Origin of the sequence: Rhodocyclus purpureus, assembly GCF_016653115.1 — a bacterium.
Classification (GTDB): domain Bacteria; phylum Pseudomonadota; class Gammaproteobacteria; order Burkholderiales; family Rhodocyclaceae; genus Rhodocyclus; species Rhodocyclus purpureus.
This window is the reverse complement of record NZ_NHRX01000049.1, coordinates 1-22,689: the sequence shown is the minus strand read 5'-3', so window position 1 is coordinate 22,689 and position 22,689 is coordinate 1. Positions and strand designations below refer to the sequence as shown.

At 64.6% G+C, this 22,689-nt stretch carries 24 protein-coding genes; 11 read left to right on the top strand and 13 right to left on the bottom strand.

What is annotated here, in order from left to right:
- Positions 1-195 precede the first annotated feature (195 nt).
- The 4 genes from CCR84_RS10245 to CCR84_RS10230 all read right to left on the bottom strand — a co-directional run bounded on the left by CCR84_RS10245 (position 196) and on the right by CCR84_RS10230 (position 3,637).
- The gene (locus tag CCR84_RS10245; RefSeq protein WP_201211892.1) at positions 196-1,182 is read right to left on the bottom strand and encodes a diaminopimelate dehydrogenase; all 987 of its coding nucleotides are present in this window, start codon (positions 1,180-1,182) and stop codon (positions 196-198) included.
- A gap of 270 nt (positions 1,183-1,452) precedes the next feature.
- Positions 1,453-2,499, bottom strand: coding sequence for a beta-N-acetylhexosaminidase (gene nagZ, locus CCR84_RS10240; protein ID WP_242508662.1), 1,047 nt, complete (start codon positions 2,497-2,499; stop codon positions 1,453-1,455).
- Positions 2,496-2,873 carry a holo-ACP synthase gene (gene acpS / locus CCR84_RS10235; RefSeq protein ID WP_201211889.1) on the bottom strand — a complete coding sequence of 126 codons (378 nt, stop codon included), beginning with the start codon at positions 2,871-2,873 and terminating at the stop codon, positions 2,496-2,498. The genes nagZ and acpS overlap by 4 nt, the downstream gene beginning before the upstream one ends.
- On the bottom strand, positions 2,870-3,637 hold the full coding sequence (locus tag CCR84_RS10230; protein ID WP_201211887.1) for a pyridoxine 5'-phosphate synthase: 768 nt from the start codon (positions 3,635-3,637) through the stop codon (positions 2,870-2,872). The genes acpS and CCR84_RS10230 overlap by 4 nt, the downstream gene beginning before the upstream one ends.
- 598 nt (positions 3,638-4,235) lie before the next feature.
- Between CCR84_RS10230 and CCR84_RS10225 the strand changes: the two genes are divergently transcribed.
- From CCR84_RS10225 to CCR84_RS10210, 4 genes are all read left to right on the top strand, one after another.
- Positions 4,236-5,360, top strand: coding sequence for an ABC transporter ATP-binding protein (locus CCR84_RS10225; RefSeq protein ID WP_201211885.1), 1,125 nt, complete (start codon positions 4,236-4,238; stop codon positions 5,358-5,360).
- Entirely contained in the window at positions 5,353-6,180 is an 828-nt protein-coding gene (locus CCR84_RS10220; RefSeq protein ID WP_201211884.1) for an ABC transporter permease, read from the top strand. The genes CCR84_RS10225 and CCR84_RS10220 overlap by 8 nt, the downstream gene beginning before the upstream one ends.
- A complete protein-coding gene (locus CCR84_RS10215) occupies positions 6,180-7,037 on the top strand; it encodes an ABC transporter permease (protein ID WP_201211882.1) in 858 nt (285 codons plus the stop codon). Before CCR84_RS10220 ends, CCR84_RS10215 begins: the two co-directional genes overlap by 1 nt.
- A gap of 130 nt (positions 7,038-7,167) precedes the next feature.
- The gene (locus tag CCR84_RS10210; RefSeq protein ID WP_201211880.1) at positions 7,168-8,244 is read left to right on the top strand and encodes an ABC transporter substrate-binding protein; all 1,077 of its coding nucleotides are present in this window, start codon (positions 7,168-7,170) and stop codon (positions 8,242-8,244) included.
- A gap of 214 nt (positions 8,245-8,458) precedes the next feature.
- Here CCR84_RS10210 and CCR84_RS10205 read toward each other — a convergent pair whose 3' ends face one another.
- The 3 genes from CCR84_RS10205 to CCR84_RS10195 form a co-directional block, all read right to left on the bottom strand.
- Positions 8,459-8,902 carry a putative toxin-antitoxin system toxin component, PIN family gene (locus tag CCR84_RS10205; RefSeq protein WP_207186267.1) on the bottom strand — a complete coding sequence of 148 codons (444 nt, stop codon included), beginning with the start codon at positions 8,900-8,902 and terminating at the stop codon, positions 8,459-8,461.
- Positions 8,881-9,105 carry an AbrB/MazE/SpoVT family DNA-binding domain-containing protein gene (locus tag CCR84_RS10200; RefSeq protein WP_201211878.1) on the bottom strand — a complete coding sequence of 75 codons (225 nt, stop codon included), beginning with the start codon at positions 9,103-9,105 and terminating at the stop codon, positions 8,881-8,883. The genes CCR84_RS10205 and CCR84_RS10200 overlap by 22 nt, the downstream gene beginning before the upstream one ends.
- A 299-nt stretch (positions 9,106-9,404) precedes the next feature.
- Positions 9,405-10,673 (bottom strand): PAS domain-containing sensor histidine kinase, encoded by a 1,269-nt coding sequence (locus CCR84_RS10195; protein WP_201211877.1) that lies wholly within the window; start codon positions 10,671-10,673, stop codon positions 9,405-9,407.
- A gap of 379 nt (positions 10,674-11,052) precedes the next feature.
- Here CCR84_RS10195 and CCR84_RS10190 point away from each other — a divergent pair, with 379 nt between their 5' ends.
- Positions 11,053-13,614 (top strand): glycogen/starch/alpha-glucan phosphorylase, encoded by a 2,562-nt coding sequence (locus CCR84_RS10190; RefSeq protein WP_201211876.1) that lies wholly within the window; start codon positions 11,053-11,055, stop codon positions 13,612-13,614.
- Between the two features lie 104 nt (positions 13,615-13,718).
- On the opposite strand, the gene CCR84_RS10185 is transcribed toward CCR84_RS10190, so the two are convergent.
- The 4 genes from CCR84_RS10185 to CCR84_RS10170 all read right to left on the bottom strand — a co-directional run bounded on the left by CCR84_RS10185 (position 13,719) and on the right by CCR84_RS10170 (position 16,331).
- The gene (locus CCR84_RS10185) at positions 13,719-14,465 is read right to left on the bottom strand and encodes a YdcF family protein (RefSeq protein ID WP_201211875.1); all 747 of its coding nucleotides are present in this window, start codon (positions 14,463-14,465) and stop codon (positions 13,719-13,721) included.
- Between the two features lie 184 nt (positions 14,466-14,649).
- Positions 14,650-15,489, bottom strand: coding sequence for an REP-associated tyrosine transposase (locus CCR84_RS10180; protein WP_201211874.1), 840 nt, complete (start codon positions 15,487-15,489; stop codon positions 14,650-14,652).
- A 276-nt stretch (positions 15,490-15,765) separates the two neighbouring features.
- A complete protein-coding gene (locus CCR84_RS10175; RefSeq protein ID WP_201211872.1) occupies positions 15,766-16,077 on the bottom strand; it encodes a type II toxin-antitoxin system mRNA interferase toxin, RelE/StbE family in 312 nt (103 codons plus the stop codon).
- 2 nt (positions 16,078-16,079) lie between these two features.
- Complete coding sequence (locus CCR84_RS10170; RefSeq protein WP_201211870.1) at positions 16,080-16,331, bottom strand: type II toxin-antitoxin system prevent-host-death family antitoxin; 252 nt, start codon at positions 16,329-16,331, stop codon at positions 16,080-16,082.
- A gap of 141 nt (positions 16,332-16,472) precedes the next feature.
- Here CCR84_RS10170 and CCR84_RS10165 point away from each other — a divergent pair, with 141 nt between their 5' ends.
- Positions 16,473-17,459 (top strand): type II toxin-antitoxin system HipA family toxin, encoded by a 987-nt coding sequence (locus CCR84_RS10165; protein WP_201211867.1) that lies wholly within the window; start codon positions 16,473-16,475, stop codon positions 17,457-17,459.
- 326 nt (positions 17,460-17,785) lie between these two features.
- Here CCR84_RS10165 and CCR84_RS10160 read toward each other — a convergent pair whose 3' ends face one another.
- Positions 17,786-18,277, bottom strand: coding sequence for a GNAT family N-acetyltransferase (locus CCR84_RS10160; RefSeq protein WP_201211865.1), 492 nt, complete (start codon positions 18,275-18,277; stop codon positions 17,786-17,788).
- Positions 18,274-18,561 (bottom strand): type II toxin-antitoxin system TacA family antitoxin, encoded by a 288-nt coding sequence (locus tag CCR84_RS10155; protein ID WP_201211863.1) that lies wholly within the window; start codon positions 18,559-18,561, stop codon positions 18,274-18,276. Before CCR84_RS10155 ends, CCR84_RS10160 begins: the two co-directional genes overlap by 4 nt.
- Positions 18,562-19,079: 518 nt before the next feature.
- Here CCR84_RS10155 and CCR84_RS10150 point away from each other — a divergent pair.
- The 5 genes from CCR84_RS10150 (at position 19,080) to CCR84_RS10130 (ending at position 22,661) form a co-directional block, all read left to right on the top strand.
- Complete coding sequence (locus CCR84_RS10150; RefSeq protein ID WP_201211861.1) at positions 19,080-19,466, top strand: MarR family EPS-associated transcriptional regulator; 387 nt, start codon at positions 19,080-19,082, stop codon at positions 19,464-19,466.
- Positions 19,467-19,573: 107 nt separating this feature from the next.
- A complete protein-coding gene (locus tag CCR84_RS10145) occupies positions 19,574-20,077 on the top strand; it encodes a hypothetical protein (RefSeq protein WP_201211859.1) in 504 nt (167 codons plus the stop codon).
- Positions 20,074-20,622: a hypothetical protein gene (locus CCR84_RS10140; RefSeq protein WP_201211858.1), complete on the top strand. Its 549-nt coding sequence runs from the start codon at positions 20,074-20,076 to the stop codon at positions 20,620-20,622. The genes CCR84_RS10145 and CCR84_RS10140 overlap by 4 nt, the downstream gene beginning before the upstream one ends.
- A gap of 609 nt (positions 20,623-21,231) precedes the next feature.
- Positions 21,232-21,600, top strand: coding sequence for a MarR family EPS-associated transcriptional regulator (locus tag CCR84_RS10135; protein ID WP_201211856.1), 369 nt, complete (start codon positions 21,232-21,234; stop codon positions 21,598-21,600).
- Positions 21,597-22,661 carry a GDP-L-fucose synthase family protein gene (locus CCR84_RS10130; RefSeq protein WP_201211854.1) on the top strand — a complete coding sequence of 355 codons (1,065 nt, stop codon included), beginning with the start codon at positions 21,597-21,599 and terminating at the stop codon, positions 22,659-22,661. Before CCR84_RS10135 ends, CCR84_RS10130 begins: the two co-directional genes overlap by 4 nt.
- Positions 22,662-22,689 lie beyond the last annotated feature (28 nt).

The following is a 22,689-nucleotide window of genomic DNA, read 5'->3' as shown; positions in this document are numbered from 1 at the left end:
CTACCTCTTCGCTTCCGGTTGCTCTCCACCCCGCCTCACGGCGACGCAGTTACCTTCCGCTACATTGCTACGACTTTCAATGACACGGACTTTCACCGTGCTGACAAAGCGTCCTCACGGACGCACTGGGAGGGCCGTAAGGCCCGAATCGGAATGCAACAATTCGAGACCTGACCCCGGGGGTGTAGCATCGGCCTAGAGCAATTCCTTGCGCAGTTCGGCCGCGCTCTTGGGCGAGAGCAGCCCCGGCGCGACGTCGAACACGGTCCTGGCGCCGACCTCACCCTGCTGGCCAAGGCGGAAGGCAGCACGCGCATAGGCAACGAGCACGCTGGAGGTAAACTCGGGGTTGCTGTCGAGCGTGAGCCCGAACTCCATGATCTGCGAGGACGCCACACCGGTGGTGCCGCTGCGGATCACGAAACCGCCGTGTGGCATGGCGGCGTGATCGCGCCGAAGCTCTTCCGCGCTGATGAAGTTCACCGTGGTGTCGTAGTCGGCAAAATAGTCAGGCATGGTCACGATCGCCTGCTCCACCGCGCTCGCATCGGCGCCGGCTTCGAGCACCACGTAGCATTCGCGGGTGTGCTTTTCGCGCGTCGTCAGACTGGGGCGCGAACCGCTGCGGACCCGCTCGATCGCCTCCTGCGACGGTATCGTGTATTGCACCGCGCCCTGCACACCCGGCACCCGGCGCAGCGCGTCGGAATGCCCCTGGCTGAGCCCCTTGCCCCAGAAGGTGTAGCTCGCACCGTCGGGCAGCAGCGCTTCGCCATACAGGCGGTTGATGGAAAACAGACCGGGATCCCAGCCCACGGAAATCAGCGCGACCCGCTTGCCGCCACGCGCCGCTGCATCGACCGCGGCAAAATACTCGGGCACCTTGGCGTGGGTATCGAAGCTGTCGACGGTGTTGAACAGCGCCGCCAGCGCAGGCCCTTGTTCGGGCAGGTCGCTCTTGGATCCACCGCACAGGATGAGCACATCGACGGCGTCGACGAAGTCCCCGATCCGCTCCATCGCATGCACCGGCACCCCGCCAGTCTGAAGTACGAGTCCTGCCGGGTCGCGCCGCGTGAACACGGCGACGAGTTCCATGTCGGGGCTACGCCCCAGGGCAGACTCGACCCCTCTGCCCAAGTTTCCATAGCCGGCGATGGCGATTCTGATCTTGCTGTTCATGTAGGAATCCGTGTCGGGTTTACGGGGCAGCCACACCCCGAAGTTACGTCAAAGGATGCAATTATCGACGAAAGCCGCATGGAGGTGGCGATCCAGCGCGTGGGGCTGATATCGGGTCACCCGGGTTGCCGACGCCGCAAAACTGGAAGAACGAACTGAAAATGACGGGAATGCAACATTCACGGGGTCAGGTCTCGAATTGTTGCATTTAGCCGCTCGGCAACCCGTCATCGCGAGCCCGCAGGGCGTGGCGATCCAGTGCGGGCTGTATCAAGACGGTCGTGCCAATGCCTCGGCCTGCGCGACGCCCGTACGATGGCGCTCATCGAGGCGCAGGGAATTCCAGGCAAAGGTTTGCTGGCTGCGCAGGCGAGCCCGCCGTTGGGCGCGATCGGTCTCGGGGGACGGCTGCCAGTCGGCCAGCAGGCGGTCGACCGACTCGGGCGCGTTGCAGACGAGCAGCATGTCGGCGCCGGCCTGCCAGGAGGCGGTGGCGCGCGCGACGATGTCGCCGGCGACTGCGGCGCCTTCCATCGACAGGTCGTCGCTGAAGATCACGCCGGCAAAGCCGATCTCCCGGCGCAGCTTGTCGATCCACAGCGGCGAGAATCCGGCCGGGCGCGTATCGACCGCCGGGTAGATCACGTGCGCGGGCATCACCGCGTCGAGCTGCAGGCGGCGGTAGGGCTCGAGGTCGGGGGCGAGTTCTTCGAGGCTGCGCGGATCGACCGGGATGGCCACGTGCGAATCGGCCTCGACCCAGCCGTGGCCGGGGAAATGCTTGCCGCAGGCGCCCATGCCGCCCTGGCGCAGGCCCTCGATCAGCGCGCCGGCGAGCGCAATCACCGCTTCCGGGTCGCGGTGGAACGCGCGGTCGCCGATCACCGCGCTGCGTCCCCAGTCGAGGTCGAGCACCGGGGTGAAGGAGAGGTCGACGCCGCAGGCGCGCAGCTCGGCGGCGAGGACAAAACCGAGCGCGCGCGCCGCACCGACCGCAGCCAGCGGGTCGCGCTCCCACGCTTCGCCGAGCCGGCGCATCGCCGGCAGGCGCGTGAACCCCTCGCGGCAGCGCTGCACGCGCCCGCCCTCGTGGTCGATGCCGATCAGCAGTTCCGGGCGTTCGGCACGAATCGCCGCGCACAGCTGCGCGAGCTGCTCCGGGTCGCGATAGTTGCGCGCGAACAGGATGATGCCGCCGACCAGCGGATGCGCGATGCGGCGGCGGTCCGCGTCGTCGAGGACGGTGCCCGCGACATCGATCATCAGCGGCCCGGGCAGTGGTCCCTTCACCGCAACGGATGGCACATGAGCGCTCATTTTTCCTCCAGTACGACGAAGGCAACCGCATACTCCTTCTCGTCGCTGATCGAGAGATGCGCGACCAGCGAGCGCGCCTGCATCAGCGCTTCGAGCTCGGGCGCGAACGCGAACTGCGGCTTGCCGCGCGGGTCATGGACGACGGCGATGTTCGGCAGCAGCGCCGGCGCGACGACGCCGCTGCCGAGCGCCTTGGCGAAGGCCTCCTTGGCCGCGAAGCGCTTGGCGAGGAAGCGGGCGGGGTCGGCGGCCCGGGCGAAATCGGCCTGCTCGGCCGGCGCCAGCAGCTTCGCCAGCGCGCGCTCGCCGTGGCGCTCGTGAAACTGGCCCAGGCGCGCGACGGCGACGATGTCGGTGCCGACCCCGGCGATCATCGCGACAGCGCCGTCGGATGTTCCTGCGCCTCGCGCATCAGCCGCTTCATCTCGCGCACCGCCTCGCGCAGGCCGACGAAGACCGCCCGGCTGACGATGGCGTGGCCGATGTGCAGTTCGCGCACGCCGGCCAGGCGCGCCACCGGCTGCACGTTGAAGTAGTTGAGCGCGTGACCGGCGTTGAAGCGCATCCCCAGCGCCCGGATCGCCTCGCCGGCGACGCGGATCTTCTCCAGCTCGGCGACGACCGCCGGCCGTTCCGGATCGCGCCCCTTGGCATGGAAGGCATGCGCGTACGGCCCCGTGTGCAGTTCGCACACCTGCGCGCCGATGCGCGCCGCCGCCTCGACCTGGGCCAGGTCGGCGTCGATGAAGACGCTGCTGACGATGCCCGCGTCGGAAAGGCGCGCGACGATGTCCTTGAGCATCGCCTCGTTGCCGGCGACGTCGAGCCCGCCCTCGGTAGTCACCTCCTGGCGCCCCTCGGGGACCAGCATCGCCATGTGCGGCTTCACGCGGCAGGCGATGCCGACCATCTCCTCGGTCGCCGCCATTTCGAGGTTCAGCTTGATCTGGGTGAGGTCGCGCAGCTTGTGCACATCGCTGTCGTTGATGTGCCGACGGTCCTCGCGCAGATGCACGGTGATGCCGTCGGCGCCGCCGAGATGCGCCTCGACCGCCGCCCACACCGGGTCCGGTTCGTAAGTGCGACGCGCCTGGCGGATGGTCGCGACGTGGTCGATATTGACGCCGAGTTCGATCATGTGAGTTCTCAAGAAAACGTTGCAATACGCTGACACATTGGAGGAAACCAGTCCATCCATGACATCAAGCAAGCCTTCGCGCCGGCAGGACCGGCAACCGGACGCGATTTTACCCCTGCTGATGCTACATACCTGGGGTCAGGTCTCGAATTGTTGCATTACGACTCGGGCCTCACGGCACTCCCACGACAGCCAGTGCCGTGAGCGCTTTTCGTGGGCACGCACTGGATCGCCACGCCCTGCGGGCTCGCGATGACGAATCGCCATCCCGTCATCGCGAGGCGCGTAGCGCCGTGGCAATCCAGTTCGTTCTTCTGTCTCTGCGCCCTTCACGACGCGAGACCTACGTACTGGATCGCCACGCCCCGCGGGCTCGCGATGACGGGCTGCTGAGCGGCTAAATGCAACAATTCGAGACCTGACCCCGTGAATGTTGCATTCCCGTCATTGCGAGGCGCGCAGCGCCGTGGCAATCCAGTTTGCGGTATCGGCGACTCGGGCGAACGGATATTAGCCCTACGCGCTGGATCGCCACGCCCTGCGGGCTCGCGATGACGGGCTGCTGATCGCGACGCCATATCCCGCCGACGGCTACAATATGACAAAAGATCGTATCCTCCCGCCGCCCATGCCCATCCTCGAACTCCGCCGGATCACCCGCTGCTTCGGGCCGCTGAAGGCGGCGGACGACGTCTCGCTGTCGATCGAGGCGGGGGAGTTCTTCACCCTGCTCGGCCCCTCGGGCTGCGGCAAGACGACGCTCCTGCGCATGATCGCCGGCTTCGACGAGCCCGACGCAGGCGAACTCCTGCTCGACGGGCGCCCGCTCAGCGGCATTCCGCCGGAGAAGCGTCCGGTGCATACGGTCTTCCAGAGCTACGCGCTCTTCCCGCACATGAGCGTCGCCCAGAACGTCGCCTTCCCGCTCAGGATGGCCGGCAAGCCCGAGGCCGAAATCCGCCGGCTGCTCGCCGAGACGCTCGAACTCGTGCATCTCTCTGACAAGGCGCGGCATTTCCCGCACGAGTTGTCCGGCGGACAGAAGCAGCGCGTCGCCCTCGCGCGCGGGCTGATCAACAAGCCGCGCCTCTTGCTGCTCGACGAACCGCTCGGCGCGCTCGACGCCAAGCTACGCGAGCAGATGGAACGCGAGCTGGTCGCGCTGCAGCGCGAGGTCGGGATCACCTTCGTCTTCGTCACCCATTCGCAGCAGGAAGCGCTGGCGCTGTCGCAGCGCATCGCGGTGATGAACGAGGGGCGCGTCGAGCAGGTGGGCAGCCCCGAGCAGATCTACCGCATCCCCAGGAACCGCTTCGTCGCCGACTTCATCGGCACCATCAACCTGCTGCCGGTCGAGGTCCTCGCGGCGACGCACGGACGTCTGCATCTCCGGGTCGCCGGCCTCGGTGAAATCATCGCCGTCCCGCCCGGCGAATCGGCGCTCCCGGTCGCCGGCGAGCACGGGCACTTCGCGCTGCGTCCGGAACAGCTGCGCGTCAGCACCCACGGCGAGGTGCGCGAACTGCACAATCATTTCAGCGGCACGCTCCGCGACACGCTCTACCGCGGCGACGTCACCGTCTACAAGGTCGAACTCGACAACGGCGTGATGCTCGAAGCGCTGCTCACCAACTCGGCACCGCTGCGCGCCAAGTCCTTCGCGCCGGGCGACGCGGTCACCGTCGGCTGGCGTCACGACAGCGGAGTCTTCCTCCATGACTAGGCCCCGCCGCGACCCGACGCGCTGGCTGGTCAGCCTGCCGCCGACGCTCTTCCTGCTCGCCTTCTTCCTGGCGCCCGCGCTGCTGATGGTGCTCGCCTCCTTCCGCCATCCCGGAGAATTCGGCGGCCTGGCGCCGCTGCTGGTCGACGGCAAGCCCCAGCTCACGCTCGAGACCTACCGCTTCTTCTTCGGCGACTGGATCTACGCCGAGGTCTTCCTGCGCTCCTTCATCGTCGCCGCGCTGACCACCCTCTTCTGCCTGCTGCTCGCCTACCCGCTGGCGCTGACCATCGCGCGCAGTTCGGCGCGCCGGCGCGACCTGCTCGTGCTGCTGGTGATCCTGCCCTTCGCCAGCAACTTCCTGATCCGCGTCTACGCCTGGATCATCCTGCTCGGCCCGCCCCACCTGCTATACACGACCTTCGCCGTGATCGCCGGCATGGTCTATGTACATCTCCCGTTCATGATCCTGCCGCTCTACACCAACCTCGAAAAGCACGACCCGACCCTGCTCGAAGCCGCGCAGGACCTCGGCGCCGACGCCTGGACGCGCTTCTGGCGCATCACCTTCCCGCTCTCGCTGCCGGGGATCTGGGCCGGCACCGCGCTCGTCTTCATCCCCGTGCTCGGCATGTTCGCGATCCCCGAACTCCTCGGCGGCACCGGCGACATCCTGATCGGCAACCTGATCAAGGAGCAGTTCCTCGACAACCGCGACTGGCCGCTCGGATCGACGCTGTCGTTGCTCCTCACCGTCGCCGTCCTCGCGCTCGCTGGCTTGTCCGTGTGGGCCGGGCGCGCGCGGCGCGGGGGAATCTGATGCCGCTCGGCGCTGGCTCCGACAAGTCCGCCGCAGGGGATCGCCGCCCATCCCCGGCGCCGAGCGCCCGCCCCGGCCGCATCCCCTGGCTGTGGCTGGCCTCGCTCGCCGTCTACGCCTTCCTCTACGTGCCGCTCGCGGTCGTCGTCCTCTTCTCCTTCAACGACTCGCTGCTCAACGCGCAATGGGTCGGCTTCACCACACGCTGGTACGACAAGCTCCTGCACGACGAGGCCCTGCTCGGCGCCGCCGCCAACTCGGTGCTGATCGCGCTGACCTCGGCCAGCATCGCCACCGTGCTCGGCACCATGGCCGGGATCACCATGCAGCGCTGGCCGGTCGGCGTGCTACGCGCCCTGCCGGGGCTGGTGCTGACCCCCGTGGCGATGCCGGAAATCCTGCTCGGCGTCTCGCTGCTGATCTTCTTCCGGCAGGTGCTCGACCTCACGCTCGGGCTCTTCTCGATCCTGATCGCGCACATCAGCTTCTCGATCGGCTTCGTCGCCATCATCGTGCGCGCCCGACTCGCCGGCATGGACGAGAGCATCTTCGAAGCCGCGCGCGACCTCGGCGCCAGCCCCTGGCGGACCTTCCGCCACATCACGCTACCGCTGATCCTGCCGGGAATCATCGCTGGCTTCCTGATGAGCTTCACGCTCTCGATCGACGACTTCGTCATCACCTTCTTCGTCGCCGGCGTCGGCGTCAGCACCCTGCCGCTGCAGATCTACTCGATGATCAAGGTCGCCGTCTCCCCCGAAGTCAACGCCGTCTCCACCCTGCTCATGGCCCTGACCCTCACCCTGATCACCCTCGCCTCCCGCCTCGCCCCCGACCTCCTTCGTAGGTCGGCTTGATGCTACAAACCTGGGGGTCAGGTCTCGAATTGTTGCATTCCGACTCGTGCTACACACCCGGGGTCAGGTCTGGAATTGTTGCATCACATACGATCGCCGGAATCGCGAGGTCCAAACGATGAAACGCCCCATGCCCCCTGCCGCCGCGATCATCGCCGTCATCTTCCTCGCCTTCCTTCCATCCCCATCAACGGCAGGGGAAGACGACGTGCTTCACCTCTACAACTGGAACAACTACATATCCCCGGAAACCGTCGCCCGCTTCGAAGCGAGCTGCGACTGCCGGCTGAAGCAGGACTACTACTCCGACAACGAGGAGATGCTGGCCAAGCTCGAGGCCGGGGCGGTCGGGTACGACCTGCTCGTCCCCACCGGCAACGCCGTCGAATCGCTGATCCGCCTGCACGCGCTGCGGCCGCTCGCGCGCGAGCGCCTGCCGCGCTTCGCCAACCTGAAGGCCGAGTACGTCGATACCTGGTTCGATCCCGGCAACCGCTACTCGGTGCCCTACGCCTACACGGTGACGCTGATCGGCTACAACGTCGAGAAGCTGCGCGAGCGCGGCCTGCCGACCGACACCTGGGCGCTGATCTTCGAGCCGAAGTACCTGGAAAAACTCAAGGGCCGGGTCAGCGTCCTCAACAGCGCGCGCGAGCTGATGGCGGCAGCGATGATCTACCTGGGCCATTCGGTGCATGACACCGACCCGGCCAAGTGGGACGAAGCCAAGCGCCTGATCCTGCGCGCCAAGCCCTACTGGGCGACCTTCTCCAACAGCACCTACATCAAGGACCTGGCGATCGGCAACCTGTGGGTCGCCCATGGCTACTCGAACGACATGTTCCGGGCGCGCGCCGACGCCGCGGACGCCGGCCGTCCCTTCCACATCGGCTTCACCATCCCGCGCGAAGGCGCCGTCCTCGCGCTCGACAGCTTCGTCATCCACCGCGCCGGCCCGCGTCCGGACCTCGCGCATCGCTTCATCGACTTCATGCTCGCCGGCGAGAACGCCGCCGACGTCTCCAACCTGATCGGCGCCGGCAACCCCAACGCCGCGGCAATGCCCCTGATCCGCCCCGACATCGCCGCCGACCCCGCGATCTTCCCCAGCGCCGACGAAGCGCGCCGGCTGCAGATGCTGAAGGACTTCGACGTCCACAGCCGCCGCCTGCTATCGCGGATCTGGACCGAGATCAAGGTCCGCTAGGACCGGGGGGCCGTGCAACATCATGGGGGTCAGGTCTGGAATTGTTGCATCGCTGAGCTCCCGGCCCCCTCTCATCGACGCCGCGCCCGTCAAGAGAATGCAGCGCCCGACCGGGGCTCGCGGCAAACGTGCTCACTTTCCCGCACCGCCATACGCCACCGAATGCAACAATTCCAGACCTGACCCCAGGTAGGTAGCACCGCGTCGTGGTCGCTTACTGTCCCTGCAGCCAATCGGCGAATTCGGCTACCGTGAGGATGGGAACGTGGAACTGCGACTTGACGGCCTGGATATCTCCATCACCGCTGACCAGGGCATCGGCCTTGGCGACGGCTGCGAGCACCAGAAAAATGATGTCGTCCGGGTCGCGAATATCGGGCAGGGCATCTGGCAGCGTCCGGATCTTGACGGTCTCGGCGTAAGGCAGGAATTCGGCCAGAAGGGTCTCGCGCTCCTCATGACTCAGCTTGAACTTGGGGTAGTGCAGCACCCGCAGGAGTTCGCTCACCGTGTCGTGGCTGGCCAGAGCGACGAAGCGCTTGCCTTGCCAGGCTTCGCGCAGCCAAGCAAACCTACCCCGCGAGAAGATCAGCGCCGAGACCAGGCAGTTGGTGTCGAGAACGACGCGCGGGACGGTCACGAGCGCCTTCTCGCCCAAGTGACGGCGTCAGCGACATCTTCCTCGGTGATGCCCAACTCCTCAAGCTTGGCTCGCACCGCGTCTGCCTGCTGAAGACGAACGGGCGTCAGGACGATCTTTCCGTCCTGGGCGGTGACATCGTAGTAGTCCGCCTCGCCCACCATCTGCACGATTGCCTTGGGCAAGGTCAGCTGGTTCTTGCTCGTACGTTTCGCCAGCATGGCAATCTCCGCGAGTAATGAAGTAAGGAATCAAATTCTAGCTCGTTTTCGAGCCCAAGCAACGCGTGCAACATCTTGGGGGTCAGGTCTCGAATTGTTGCATCGGTCAGCCCCCTCCAGACACCATCGCCCTCTCAGCGACGCCGCGCCCGGCAAGCGAATGCAGCGCCAGAGCAGGACTCAAGGCGACATGCTCACTATCCCGCCCCGCCATACGCCACCGAATGTAACAATTCCAGACCTGACCCCCGGTTTGTAGCATGCAACAATTCGAGACCTGACCCCAGGTAGGTAGCACGCTAGGGCTGGCGGAGGGGGAGGGTGATCTCGAAGACGCTGCCTTTGCCGGGCTGGGAGCGGCAGGCGATGTCGGTGCCGAGCAGTCGCGCCTGGCGCCGGGCGATGGAGAGGCCCAGGCCGACGCCCTTGGCCTGGTCGCGCTCGTCGTTCCCGGTCTGGAAATACTCGTCGAAGATGCGCCCGATATTCCCGGCAGAGATGCCGATCCCGGTGTCCCAGACCTGGACGAGCGCCCGCTCCCGGTAGCGGCGGATGCCGACCAGCACGCCGCCTGCGCTACAGTACTTGTGGGCGTTGCCGACGAGGTTGCGCAGGATGTTCTTGAGCAGGGCGACGTCGGTCAGCAGCATGGTTTCCCGGCGCGGGAAGAAGAGCTTGAAGCGCAGCGACGAATGCAGGAAGAGCGAGGAGAACTCGGCCTCGATCCACTGGATCAACTCGTGGCAATCGACTTCGCAGATGTCCGGTTCGACCGCCCCCGAGTCGAGCTTGGCGATGTCGAGCAGCGTGTTCAGGATCTCGCCGAGCGAACTGACCGACTGCTCGATGCGCCGGGTGAAGCGACGCTGCTCCTCGTCCAGCGCCGTATTGGACAGAGCATCGAGGAAGAGGTTGATCGCCAGCAGCGGCTGGCGCAGGTCGTGGCTGGTCGCGGCGAGGAATTTCGACTTCACCAGGTTCGCGGTTTCCGCGGCTTCCTTGGCGGCGTTCAGTTCGCAGGTGCGCAGGCCGACCAGCCGTTCGAGGTGCTGGCGATATTCCTCGAGCTCGGCGCTGACCTTCTTCTGCTCGCCGAGATCGACATCGAGGCAATACATCTCCGGCTCGCCGGCGCAGTTGCGCAGCATCACGTGGCTCGAATACACCGGCACCGGCGAACCGTCCTTGGCGCGCAGCACCAGTTCCTCGCTCGGGATCGCCGGTCCGCCGTTGGCCCAGGCCGTCGCGAGGCCGACGACGATCTCGCGCATGGCCGGCGGGATGATCAGGTCCTCCAGCTGCCGTCCGAGCGCCTCCTCCCTGGTGTAACCGTAGAGCCGCTCGCTGGCCTGGTTCCAGAAGATCACCTGCCGGTGCTTGTCGTAGCCCTGGACGGCGATGTTCTCGACCTGCTCGAAGAGCTCGCGGAAGCGCCGGTCGCTGCCCTGGATCCGGGCCCCCCGCCGCCTGCCCTCGCCGCAGTCAGGGCAGCCGCCCGGCTGCGTTCCGGCAACGCGGTCGAGGATGTCGTCCAAGGCTGCGCAGGATCCGGGACTGGTCGAGTTCATGAGCGCACCTATTCATGGAGCTGGCGGGAAGCAAACCCGGGAATCAAGCCCGGAAATCAAGCCCGGGACCCTGGCCCGCAAAATCAGGCCCGGAAAGACGGGCTTCCCGCCCCGCTGCCGGGCGCCAATCGGAATGCCATCAGGCCGCCATTATCTGCCCAAATCTGCCGCGCCGGCAATGACTTGCGGCGCTCGCGGCCAGTGACCGCGCCCGGGTGGAGACAGCTGCCCTGCGTCCCCCGCAACCCGCCTGTCCGCAGCCGGGGAGAAGCCGCGCGCAGCAGCAGTCGGGGCAGCCGCGGCCTCCTTGGTGTATTCTGTTACGTTTTGCGTCGCCGGCGCGACGCCATCCCTTCGCAACCCGAGCCGCACAGCCGCCATGAAACGTACTTCGAACCCCCTCAAGCCGCTGCTGGTCAGTCAGCCGACGGACAAACTTTTCGAGCAGCCGCCGCTCGGCGTCGATGCGGACACGCTGGCCCTGGACGTCCGCCGCTACTTCGCCCTCTTCCTCGGCCGCTACAAGCACTCGCGTGGCCGCTCGACGCACTACCCCTACCAGGCCACGGTGCTCGCGATCCGTGACCGCCTGAACGAGCGCCTCAACAACACCCGCCACGCCTACGAGGTGGCCGGGGCCAAGCACGCCTACTACCTCTCGCTCGAATTCCTGATGGGGCGCACGCTCAACAACGCGCTGCTCAACCTGGGCCTCGGCGAGGAGACCGAGCAGGCCCTGCGCACGCTCGGCTTCGACCTCGACGAACTGATCGACACCGAAGCCGACGCCGGCCTCGGCAACGGCGGCCTCGGCCGCCTCGCCGCCTGCTTCCTCGACAGCTGCGCGACCCTGCAACTGCCGGTGATGGGCTACGGCATCCGCTATGAATACGGCATGTTCCGCCAGCACATCGAGAACGGCCAGCAGGTCGAGGAACCCGACCACTGGCTGCGCAACGGCAACCCCTGGGAACTCGAAAAGCCCGAGCACACGCGGCGCATCCAGTACTACGGCCGCACCGTGCACCAGAGCGGCCCCGACGGCCGCCTGCGCGTGGCCTGGGTGGACAGCCACGACGTCCTCGCCGTCCCCTACGACACGCCGATCCCCGGCTACTGGAACAACACGGTCAACGTCCTGCGCCTGTGGAAGGCCGCCGCCACCGACGAGTTCGACCTCGACGAGTTCAACGCCGGCTCCTACACCGAATCGGTCGCGGCCAAGAACGCCGCCGAGAACATCACGATGGTGCTCTACCCCAACGACGCCAGCGAGAACGGCAAGGAACTGCGCCTGCGCCAGCAATACTTCCTCGCCTCGGCGAGCCTGCAGGACATCCTCGCGCGCTGGGAAGACCAGCACGGCAAGGACTTCTCGCGCTTCGCCGAGCTGAACTGCTTCCAGCTCAACGACACGCACCCGAGCTGCGCGGTGCCGGAACTGATGCGCCTCTTGATCGACGAGCACGACCAGTCTTGGGAAACCGCCTGGGACATCGTCACCCGCACCATGGCCTACACCAACCACACGCTCCTGCCCGAAGCGCTGGAGAAATGGTCGGTGCGCCTCTTCGGCCAGCTGCTGCCGCGCCTGCTCGAAATCGTCTACGAGATCAACGCCCGCTTCCTCACCGAAGTCGCCCGCCGCTGGCCCGGCGACAACGCCCGCCTGGCGCGCATGTCGCTGATCGAGGAAGGACCGGAACCGCAGATCCGAATGGCCTACCTCGCCATCGTCGGCAGCTTCTCGGTCAATGGCGTCGCCGAACTGCACTCGCGCCTGCTGCAGCAGGGACTGTTCCGCGACTTCCACGAACTGTGGCCCTGGAAGTTCAACAACAAGACCAACGGCGTCACCCAGCGCCGCTGGCTGGCCTCGGCCAACCCGCTGCAGTCGCAGCTGATCACCGAAACCATCGGCGACGGCTGGATCACCCGCCTCGACGAGCTGCGCAAGCTCGCCCCCCTGGCCGACGATCCCGCCTTCCGCGCGCGCTGGGCCGCGGTCAAGCGCGCCAACAAGGAACGGCTCGCCGAACTCGTCAGGAAGGACTGCCAGGTCGAGTTCAACCCGGACGCCATGTTCGACGTCCAGGTCAAGCGCATCCACGAATACAAGCGCCAGCTGCTCAACGTGCTGCACGTCGTGCACCTCTACATCCGCATCAAGCAGGGCGAGATCGGCACCTTCACGCCGCGTTGCGTGCTCATCGGCGGCAAAGCCGCGCCCGGCTACTTCATGGCCAAGCGCATCATCACCTTCGTCTGCAAGGTCGCCGAGGTGGTCAACGGCGACCCGACGGTCCGCGACCGGCTCAAGCTCGCCTTCCTGCCCGACTACCGCGTCTCGGCGATGGAGATCATCGCCCCGGGCAGCGACCTGTCCGAACAGATCTCCACCGCCGGCAAGGAAGCCTCCGGCACCGGCAACATGAAGTTCATGATGAACGGCGCGGTCACCATCGGCACCCTCGACGGCGCCAACATCGAGATCCGCGAGGAAGTCGGCGACGAGAACTTCTTCCTCTTCGGCCTCACCGCGCGCGAAGTCGAGGACGCCCGCAACGGCTACAACCCCGACGCGATCATCGCCGCCGACCCCGACCTGAAGCGGGTCATGGAGCTGATCGAATCCGGGCACTTCAACCAGTTCCAGCCGGGGCTGTTCGACCCGATCATCAAGGCCATCCGCAGCCCGCACGACCCCTGGCTCGTCGCCGCCGACTTCCGCAGCTACATCGACGCCCAGGACCGCGCCGCCGAGACCTACCGCGACCAGGACCGCTGGACCCGCATGAGCATCCTCAACACCGCCGCCAGCGGCAAATTCTCCACCGACCGCACCATGGAAGAATACAACGCCGACATCTGGAAGCTCCCCAAGGTCGCCCCCACCCCCATGCAACAGCTAGGGGGTCAGGTCTCGAATTGTTGCATTTGACGTCGGATGCAACAGCCTGGGGTCAGGTCTCGAAATGTAGCATCGGGGGTCGGATGCAACAATTCGGGACCTGACCCCAAGTTTGTAGCATCACCCTTCCCCCGTCAGCGTCCCATTGCGCGGCCGACGAGTTCCTTCATCGCCCGGACACTCCCGTCGAGGGCGTCCGTGCTGGGCAGCCAGTCGACGGCGGTGAAGCGGGTGCGGGCTTCGTGGTCGATCGGCGCGGGGATGACCGTGAGGCCTTCTGCTGCGAACAGGCGCACGGCACGCTGCATGTGCAGCGCCGAAGTCACCAACAGGATCCGGTCGATGCCACGCGCGCGCAGCAGCTCGGCGCTGAAGCGGGCGTTCTGGCGGGTGTTGCGGCTGTCCTCTTCGAGCAGCATGTCGGCGTCGGCCACGCCCAGATCGCGCAGCAGCACGCGCATCGCATCCGCTTCCGAGGTCGCGCTGACCTCGCGGTTGCTGCCGCCACTGAGCAGCAGCAAGCGCGCCTTGCCAGCGTGGTAGAGACGGGCAGCGTGCCACACGCGGTCCGCTGCCTCGTTCAGGTCGGGAACACCATCCGCCCGTTCAGGCGGACTCACCGCGCCGCCCAGGACGACGATCGCCGGCGCAGTCGGCAACGCAGCAATCTCGATCTCAGGGTACGCCGCTTCCAGCGCCCCGCGCAGCGAATGGCTGACCACCGGCAAGGACCACACCCACAGCCACAACAGCGCCAGCACCCCGGCCCTCAGCGCCCAGCGCCTCCGCCTGCCGAACGCCAGCAGCAAGGCCAAGGCACCCAGCACCAGCGCGGAACCGAGTGGAGAAATCAGCGCAATGGCTATCTTGTCGAACATCATGCAACACACTGGGGGTCAGGTCTCGAATTGTTGCATCCTTCGGCCCTCTCAGGCCACCCGCGCCCGCTCGGCGACGACGCTCCCGTCGAGCGAAGACAGCGCCAGAACAGGACTCACGGCGAGGTGCGCCCTTGCCCGCCCCGCCATACGGCACCGAATGCAACAATTCGAGACCTGACCCCGGTTATTGTTGCATCGCTTGCCGGACGACGCGTCCCACCGTCGCGGGGTGGATGCCGAAGTATTCCGCGATGGCCCGGTAGCTGTAGGCGCCGGTCGCATGGGCGGCGACGATCGCGGCGTTTCGATCCTGGTGGGCAGCGGCGATCACCGCAAGCGGCGGCGCCGGCGGGCGGCGCTGGGTCCGCGGGACGGTCAGCACGTCGCCGCGAATGCCGCTCCGGGCCTGCATCTGCTCGACGAAGGCCTGGTCGCCGAGATAGATCTGCTGGCGCAAGCCACCCCACGGACCCTGCCCGGCGCCGGCCTCGACAAAATGCCGATAACGCACGCGGGCGATGGTGCGGTTCGCGCCGAAATGCCTCAGCAAGCCGTCGGTGGCCAGCCACTGCGGGACCGGCGCCGCCCCCGTCATCGCCCGATAGCTGCTCCACGGCCAATCCTCGGGCCGCGCGACCAATTGCGCCCGCACCGGGTTGAGCACGACGTAGCGGCTCAAGGCCAGCAGGTACGCCTCCCTATCCACCACGATCGCCTTGAAGCGCCCCTGGAAGATGTGCCCGACGCGCTCGTGTCGTCGATTCGACGCCTGGGTATAGACCCCGTTCAGCTGCCGCATCCCTTGCGACAGATTCGCCTCGACCGTCTCGACCACCAGATGATAGTGGTTGCTCATCAGGCAATACGCGTGGCACACCCAGTTGAAGCGATCCACCACCTCCGCCAGCAGCTCGAGAAACGCAATACGATCCCCATCGTCCTCGAAGATCGCCTCGCGTCGATCGCCTCGGGACGTGACGTGGTAAAGGGCTCCGGCAAACTCGATGCGCAATGGCCTGGTCATGCGCATAGCATATACGAAGCAGCCCGATGCTACAAATCATGGGGTCAGGTCTCGAATTGTTGCATCGGCAGGTCCGGTAAGGGCAGGACGGGTTAAAATGACAAGTGAAAACATTTCGCGAAACATCGGCCTACCTGGTATGCCGAAGCCATCGCCATCAGCAGTTCATCATCGCGAGCCTGCAGGGCGTGGCGATCCAGCGCGCAAGGGCTGATGTCTGATCGCCATACCCCACCGAATGCAACAATTCGAGACCTGACCCCCGGTGTGTAGCATTTATCGGCCCGCCAACAAACGCTCAACAGCGGATCGATATGCCGCGAGGTCTTCCCGCTTCGCTACCGCCAACACTAATACAACCAGGACATCGTCTTCGACCTGATAGACCAGTCGGTAGCCCTGTTTGAGCAGTTTGATTTTGTAGCAGTCGCGTAACTCCCCGTGCAACTCGGCACCAGGAACATGGGGCTGCTCAAGCCGCTTCTTGAGCAATTTGCGCAGCACCGACTTGACGCTGCCGTCCAGAGCGTTCCACTCGTCCAACGCTTCCGGCAAGAATTTCAGGCGGTACGTGGAAGACGTCGTCACTATCAGATCTCGTCGATGTCGACTTCGATGGCCGAGTCCTTACGCGCCAAGCGCCGGCGCGCGATCTCAAGCAAATCCCGATCCGCCAGTTCCTCAACCAGAGCCTCGAATAGCTTGGGCGTAACCATGTAGAACGCGGGACGGTTGTGGTTCAACACAGCCACCGGCTTTTCGCCAGCCGTGCGCAAGACTTGCGCCGGGTTCTTCTTGAACTCGGACATGCTGACCGAGAAGTCAGCGTAGATGGCTTCCATAGCGGTCACCTCGAATGAATAAACAGCTCCAAATATAGAGCCGTAAAGATATCTCGTCAAGCTTGATAGTCGGCTACGCCCCGCCTCTCCCGCCCCCGCCATACGCCACCGAATGCAACAATTCCAGACCTGACCCCCGGTATGTTCGGCGAACTCACCGACGAGCGACTGCTCGTCCTCGACGTCGACGAATTCCTGTCCATCCTCAACGACATCAAAGCCCGGGGCCTGGCCGTCACCGACGTGCAGGAGCAGGTTCTGGACGCGGTCGAGAACGGCACCAGTCTCGGCGGGACCAAGCCGAAACTGACCCTGTCCAGTCATGGCCAACAGTACCTGGCCAAGTTCCCGGCCAAGGGAGACAGTCCATGGCTGCCTCATGTCGAAGCAGCGATGCTCAAACTGGCGAGGCGCTGCGGCATCGATGCCTGCCAATGCGAGGTCTGGCGACTTCCCGATGGCCGCAACAGGGCGCTGCTGCTCAAGCGCTTCGACCGCTCGCCCGTCGCTGGCGGCAGCGGATGCATCGGATTCGTGAGCGCGCATTCGGTCATGCGACTGGATCGACAACCGACCAGCGCAGCACAGGCGGATGCCCGCCTCCTGGCTTTCGGGACTCAAGGCATCACCACGGACAGCCTCCGCAAGAGCTACGTCGCATTCGCCGACGCCATGGCTCGCTGGTGCGGCGGCCGGGACGCTCACCGCGAAGCACGTCGCGAGTTATGGCGACGCATCGTCTTCAACGCACTCATCCGCAACGCAGACGACCATGCGCGCAACCACGGCCTGCTTTGCGCAGACATGGCCGCCAAGCGCTGGCAACTCGCCCCGGCTTACGACCTCGTCGCCCCGGCACTCGCCCGCGAAACGCCAAACCTCGCACTCGCCTACCTGTATATCCGCCCGACCGCACGCCAAGGGGCACGACTCGTCTGGGCCGCCACCCTGGCAGACCTGCTCCTGGCGGCAGAACTACACTACGGCTACTCGCGCGAAGAGGCCCGTGCCTATCTGCAAGGCACACAAGACCTCATCCAGTCCGCTTGGCGCAGCGCCCTGCGCTCGGAAGGCATGCCAGAGCACGAAATCGATCGCTACCGCGCAAGCTTCTCGCCCCTCGCTTGAAACATGCTACACACCGGGGGTCAGGTCTCGAATTGTTGCACACCGGGGGTCAGGTCTCGAATTGTTGCATCGGTACGTCGTGTAGGTCGGGTTAGCGCAGCGTAACCCGACGACACATGTCACCCAAGTCCCGCATCGTTGCTCACCGCCTCAGCGCACCATTCGCGAATCAATGCAACAATGCGAGACCTGACCCCCGAACGGTGCACCTAACCTTCATCGCGAGCCCGAAGGGCGTGGCGATCCAGTGCGTAGGCCTGTTGTCGCGTCGCCGTACCCCACCGAATGCAACAATTCGAGACCTGACCCCACAACCGGTAGCACCGCTACAGCCCTTCACGAAGATCGGCGATGGTCGCCATCAACGTCATGGGATCGAGCGGTGACGGCTCGAATCCAACGCGTTCGTAGAAGGCCTGCGCGGACTCCGACAAGGCGTGAACGATCATGCCGCGGATACCAATCGCATCGGCAGCAGCAATCACGCGCAAACAGGCATCGCGTACGAGAGCACGTCCCATGCCATTGCCTTGTATTGATTGATCGATGGCCAGCCGCCCCAGAACGACCACCGGGATGGGATCAGGCATGTTGCGCCGCACGCGGCCAGTGGCGGATTCAACCGTCACTGCGCTGGAGGCCAACGCGTAATAAGCAACCACCCGCCGCCCCTCGCAAACGACGAAGGTACGCGAAGCGCCACTAACCTGGTTCTTCAGAGCGCGCTGTTTGAGCCAGTGATCCAGACCATCAACGCCGCAGGCAAATGCAGCCGCATCGTGATGCGCCGCGAGTGGCTGGGGTGCGGACAAGCTCACTGCTGATCCCAAGGTGCCAGGGTTTGCAGAGTTTTTTGCAGGCGCGGGTTGAGACTGGGTGCGCGGTCAAGACGCGCCACGAACTCGGTGTAGGCATCCGGGCTGACCACCAGCAAGGCTTGATCGAGCAGCGCCTCTTCGGCAGCGAGGCGAGCCGCGTCGAGAATGAAGTCGGTGCGGTTCTTTCCCCGCGCCTTGGCCGCCCGGTCAATCAGACCACGTACTTCGGGCTTGATGCGCAAATTCAGTGTGTCGCGCTTGGCGACGAGGTGGGCCGAGGGCATGACCGCTCCTTTTGATGAATACGGTCACTATAGCAAAACGTACTGTCGACGTCATTACAGCCCATGGGGGTCCAGTCTCGCACTGTAACCTCCCCGCAACCCGAATCAAGTATGACGTCCCCGAAATTCGTCATCGCGAGCCCGAGGGGCGTGGCGATCCAGCGCACCCGTCGTCGCGAGCCCGAAGGGCGTGGCGATCCAGTACGTAGGCGCATTGTCCGCTCTCCATACGCCACCGAATGCAACAATTCGAGACCTGACCCCCGGTGTGTAGCATGCAACAATTTCGGACCTGACCCCGTGAATGTAGCACTCCACGCCATTGTCATTTTCCTCATAGAAAACAACAACTAACGGGAGAGTCAGGGTACAATGCTCAAAGTTGACCGTGCATGAAAAAATGAAATCCGCACGCGCCCGACTCACAACCTGAATCCCCTCGCACGGTCCCGGAAACGGCACGACCGTGCGGTAGCCTGCCCGGCTTCCGGCCGACAGCGCAGGCGGCCCCCTCCCCCATGGCCAGCACCCACACCCAGCAAGTCGAAGACCTGCATTTCCGGGTCCTCAAACTCCTGCACGAAAAGCCCGACATCTCCCAGCGCGACCTCGCCGACCAGCTCGGCGTCAGCCACGGGAAGATGAACTACTGCCTGAACGCCCTCATCGACAAGGGCCTCGTCAAGCTCGAAAACTTCCAGCACAGCCAGCACAAGTTCAAGTACGCCTACCTGCTCACCCCCGCCGGCATCGCCGAGAAAGCCGCCCTCACCGGCCGCTTCCTCAAGCGTAAGATGGCCGAATACGAAGCGCTCAGGGCCGAAATCGAAGCGCTGCAGGCCGACATCCCCTCCGAGTTACCTGCAAACCAACAAGAGGAAAGGCCGGCTTCAGTCATCGATTGATCGCTTGGCTATTGAGTTTTGAAAGAAGCTCACCGGCCAATGATCGTGCACAGATCAGTCGCTAAAATGCAGGTGCATCCTGCCCAAATCAGCTCAGGAGTGTCCTTATGACGAATTTGCAAATGCTGGTGAGCCAGCACCAGGCCAAGGCAGCCCGGATGGCCGCTCAGTCTGCAGATTGGGGAAAGCGGAAGGAAAAGTGGCTTGCAGTTCTGGCGCGGTTTATCGAAGATGTCCGGGCCTCGCTGATCGCCGCTGGCGTTCCCGGTGAACAGATTGCGCCAACCAGCCATCACATCAGTGAAGAAGCCTTGGGCGACTACGAGGCGCCGGGACTTCGGGTCAAAATCGGCACGGCTCTCGTGCAATTCGTACCGATTGCCAGCGTCATCATCGGCGGCTATGGACGTATCGATGTCATTGGACCGCAAGGCGAGGTAAAACTGATAGCCCACGACACCCAAGCATTTCCTGATCCGGACGATAAGACGCCTTCCCATGAGCGCGAGTGGGTATGGTCAGCCTATCCTGACAAGACGCGCCGGGGCGGCTTACGGCTTGACAATGATGGCTTGGCAAAGGTACTCGAATTAGTGATTGGCGGCGCATGATTTCGCCGGTTTTTCCTGATATCGACGGTGCGCTCGATTGGCACATTGCGACGAAGGATGGCCTGCTTGGCTTGCGTGAGGCCATGCGTTGCGGCGCCGGCCTGAGTGATGAGACCTGCGATGAGCTTTTCGGCATGACCTCTGCCGAGTGGCAAGCCTACTACCGGAAACAGGCGGACAGGCACGAGATGTTTTCAACGCTAGCGCTCTTCGCTGCCTGCGAGGGTGGTATCCGGCGCGATTTCGACTGGCGCAGTAGCGGCGGTTTCGGTCAGACACATCAAGATCGCTTTCGCAAGCTTCGGCAACAAGCCAACAAGGAGCACGTCTCTCTCGGCACCATTCTCAGCGCCTGGATGGGCGCCGAGCGCAGCAACACTTGGCTACGCAAACACTTGACAGTGCTGGCGGAACTTTTTAGACAGAGGAACGACCTGGCACACGGACGTATCTCGCAGGGCATCCCATTTGTCACGATTTATGACCAGCTATGCGTGATCCGGGACAAGTGGCGAGATGCGGTTTCAGACTTCAAAGGCTATTGAAGTCACGTTCATGAGCCCCCCCTTGAAACGCTCATCGCCCCCGCGGATGCAACAATTCCAGACCTGACCCCCGGTGTGCGCAATCGGCGTCAGCCGGATTTTACGGCCAGGCATGGAGAGGCGCCGACACCGTCACCGTCATCGCGAACCCGCAGGGCGTGGCGATCCACCGCAACCGTCATCGCGAGCCAGCAGGGCGTCGCGATCCACCGCAACCGTCATCGCGAGCCCGAAGAGCGTGGCGATCCACCGTAACCGTCATCGCGAGCCCGAAGAGCGTGGCGATCCACCGTAACCGTCATCGCGAGCCCGAAGGGCGTGGCGATCCAGTACGTAGGCCCGTTGTCCGCTCTCCATACGCCACCGAATGCAACAATTCGAGACCTGACCCCGTGAATGTAGCACTCCACGCCATTGTCATTTTCTTCATAGAAAACAACAACTAACGGCATAGCCGGGGTACAATGTTCAAAGTTGACCGTGCATCAAAAACAAAAACAGCACGCCATCAGCTCCCCAGACGCATCCCTTCGCACGGTCCCGGAAACGGCACGACCGTGCGGTAGCCTGCCCGGCTTCCGGCCGACAGCGCAGGCGGCCCCCTCCCACATGGCCAGCAACCACACCCAGCAAGTCGAAGACCTGCACTTCCGGGTCCTCAAACTTTTGCACGACAAGCCCGACATCTCCCAGCGCGACCTCGCCGACCAGCTCGGCGTCAGCCACGGGAAGATGAACTACTGCCTGAACGCCCTGATCGACAAGGGCCTCGTCAAGCTCGAAAACTTCCAGAGCAGCCAGCACAAGTTCAAGTACGCCTACCTGCTCACCCCCGCCGGCATCGCCGAAAAAGCCGCCCTCACCGGCCGCTTCCTCAAGCGCAAGATGGCTGAATACGAAGCACTCAAGGCAGAAATCGAAGCGCTGCAGGCCGACCTGCCGCCAGAACTGCAAGCCCAAGAAGAACTACAGCCATGACCTCCCCCCGCATCTACGTCGCCGGCCACCGCGGCATGGTAGGCAGCGCCATCGTCCGCCACCTCCAATCCCTAACCCCTAACCCCTCGCACCTGATCCTGCGCACCCACGCCGAGCTCGACCTCACCAACCAAGCCGCAGTGAACGCCTTCTTCGCGCAGGAGAAGCCCGACCAGGTTTACCTCGCCGCCGCCAAGGTCGGTGGCATCCACGCCAACAACACCTACCCGGCCGACTTCATCGTCCAGAACCTGCTGATCCAGACCAACGTGATCCAGGCCGCCTTCGAGCACGGCGTGAAGAAGCTCCTCTTCCTCGGCTCCAGCTGCATCTACCCCAAGCACGCCGCGCAGCCGATGGGCGAAGAAGCCCTGCTCACCGGCCCGCTGGAACCGACCAACGAACCCTACGCCATCGCCAAGATCGCCGGCATCAAGCTCTGCGAGAGCTACAACCGCCAGTACGGCGATAGCGACGGCATCGACTACCGCAGCGTGATGCCGACCAACCTCTACGGCCCCGGCGACAACTACAACCTCGAAAACAGCCACGTCATCCCTGCCATGATTCGCAAGTTCCACCTCGGCAAACTTGCCATGGAGCAAAACTGGCGAGCCATAGAACAAGACGAAGCCCTCCACGGCCCCATCCCCGAAGACCTAAAGCGAGACCTCCTAACCCCTAACCCCTCGCACCTAACACCCACCGTAACGATCTGGGGCACCGGCACGCCGAAGCGCGAATTCCTCTACGTCGACGACATGGCCGCCGCCAGCGTGCACGTGATGAACCTGCCGCAGTCGGTCTACGCGACACACACCCAACCGATGCTCAGCCACATCAACGTCGGCTACGGCGAAGACGTGACCATCGCCGACGTCGCCCGAACCATCGCCGAAGTGGTCGGCTACCAGGGCGAAATCACCTTCGACCCCAGCAAACCCGACGGCACCCCACGCAAGCTGATGGACAGCAGCCGTCTGAATGCGCTCGGCTGGCAGCCCAGGGTCAGCCTGCAAGAAGGCCTGACCCGCGCCTATCAGGATTTCCTCGGGGGTTAGGGGTTAGGGGTTAGTGAGCACGGCTTCC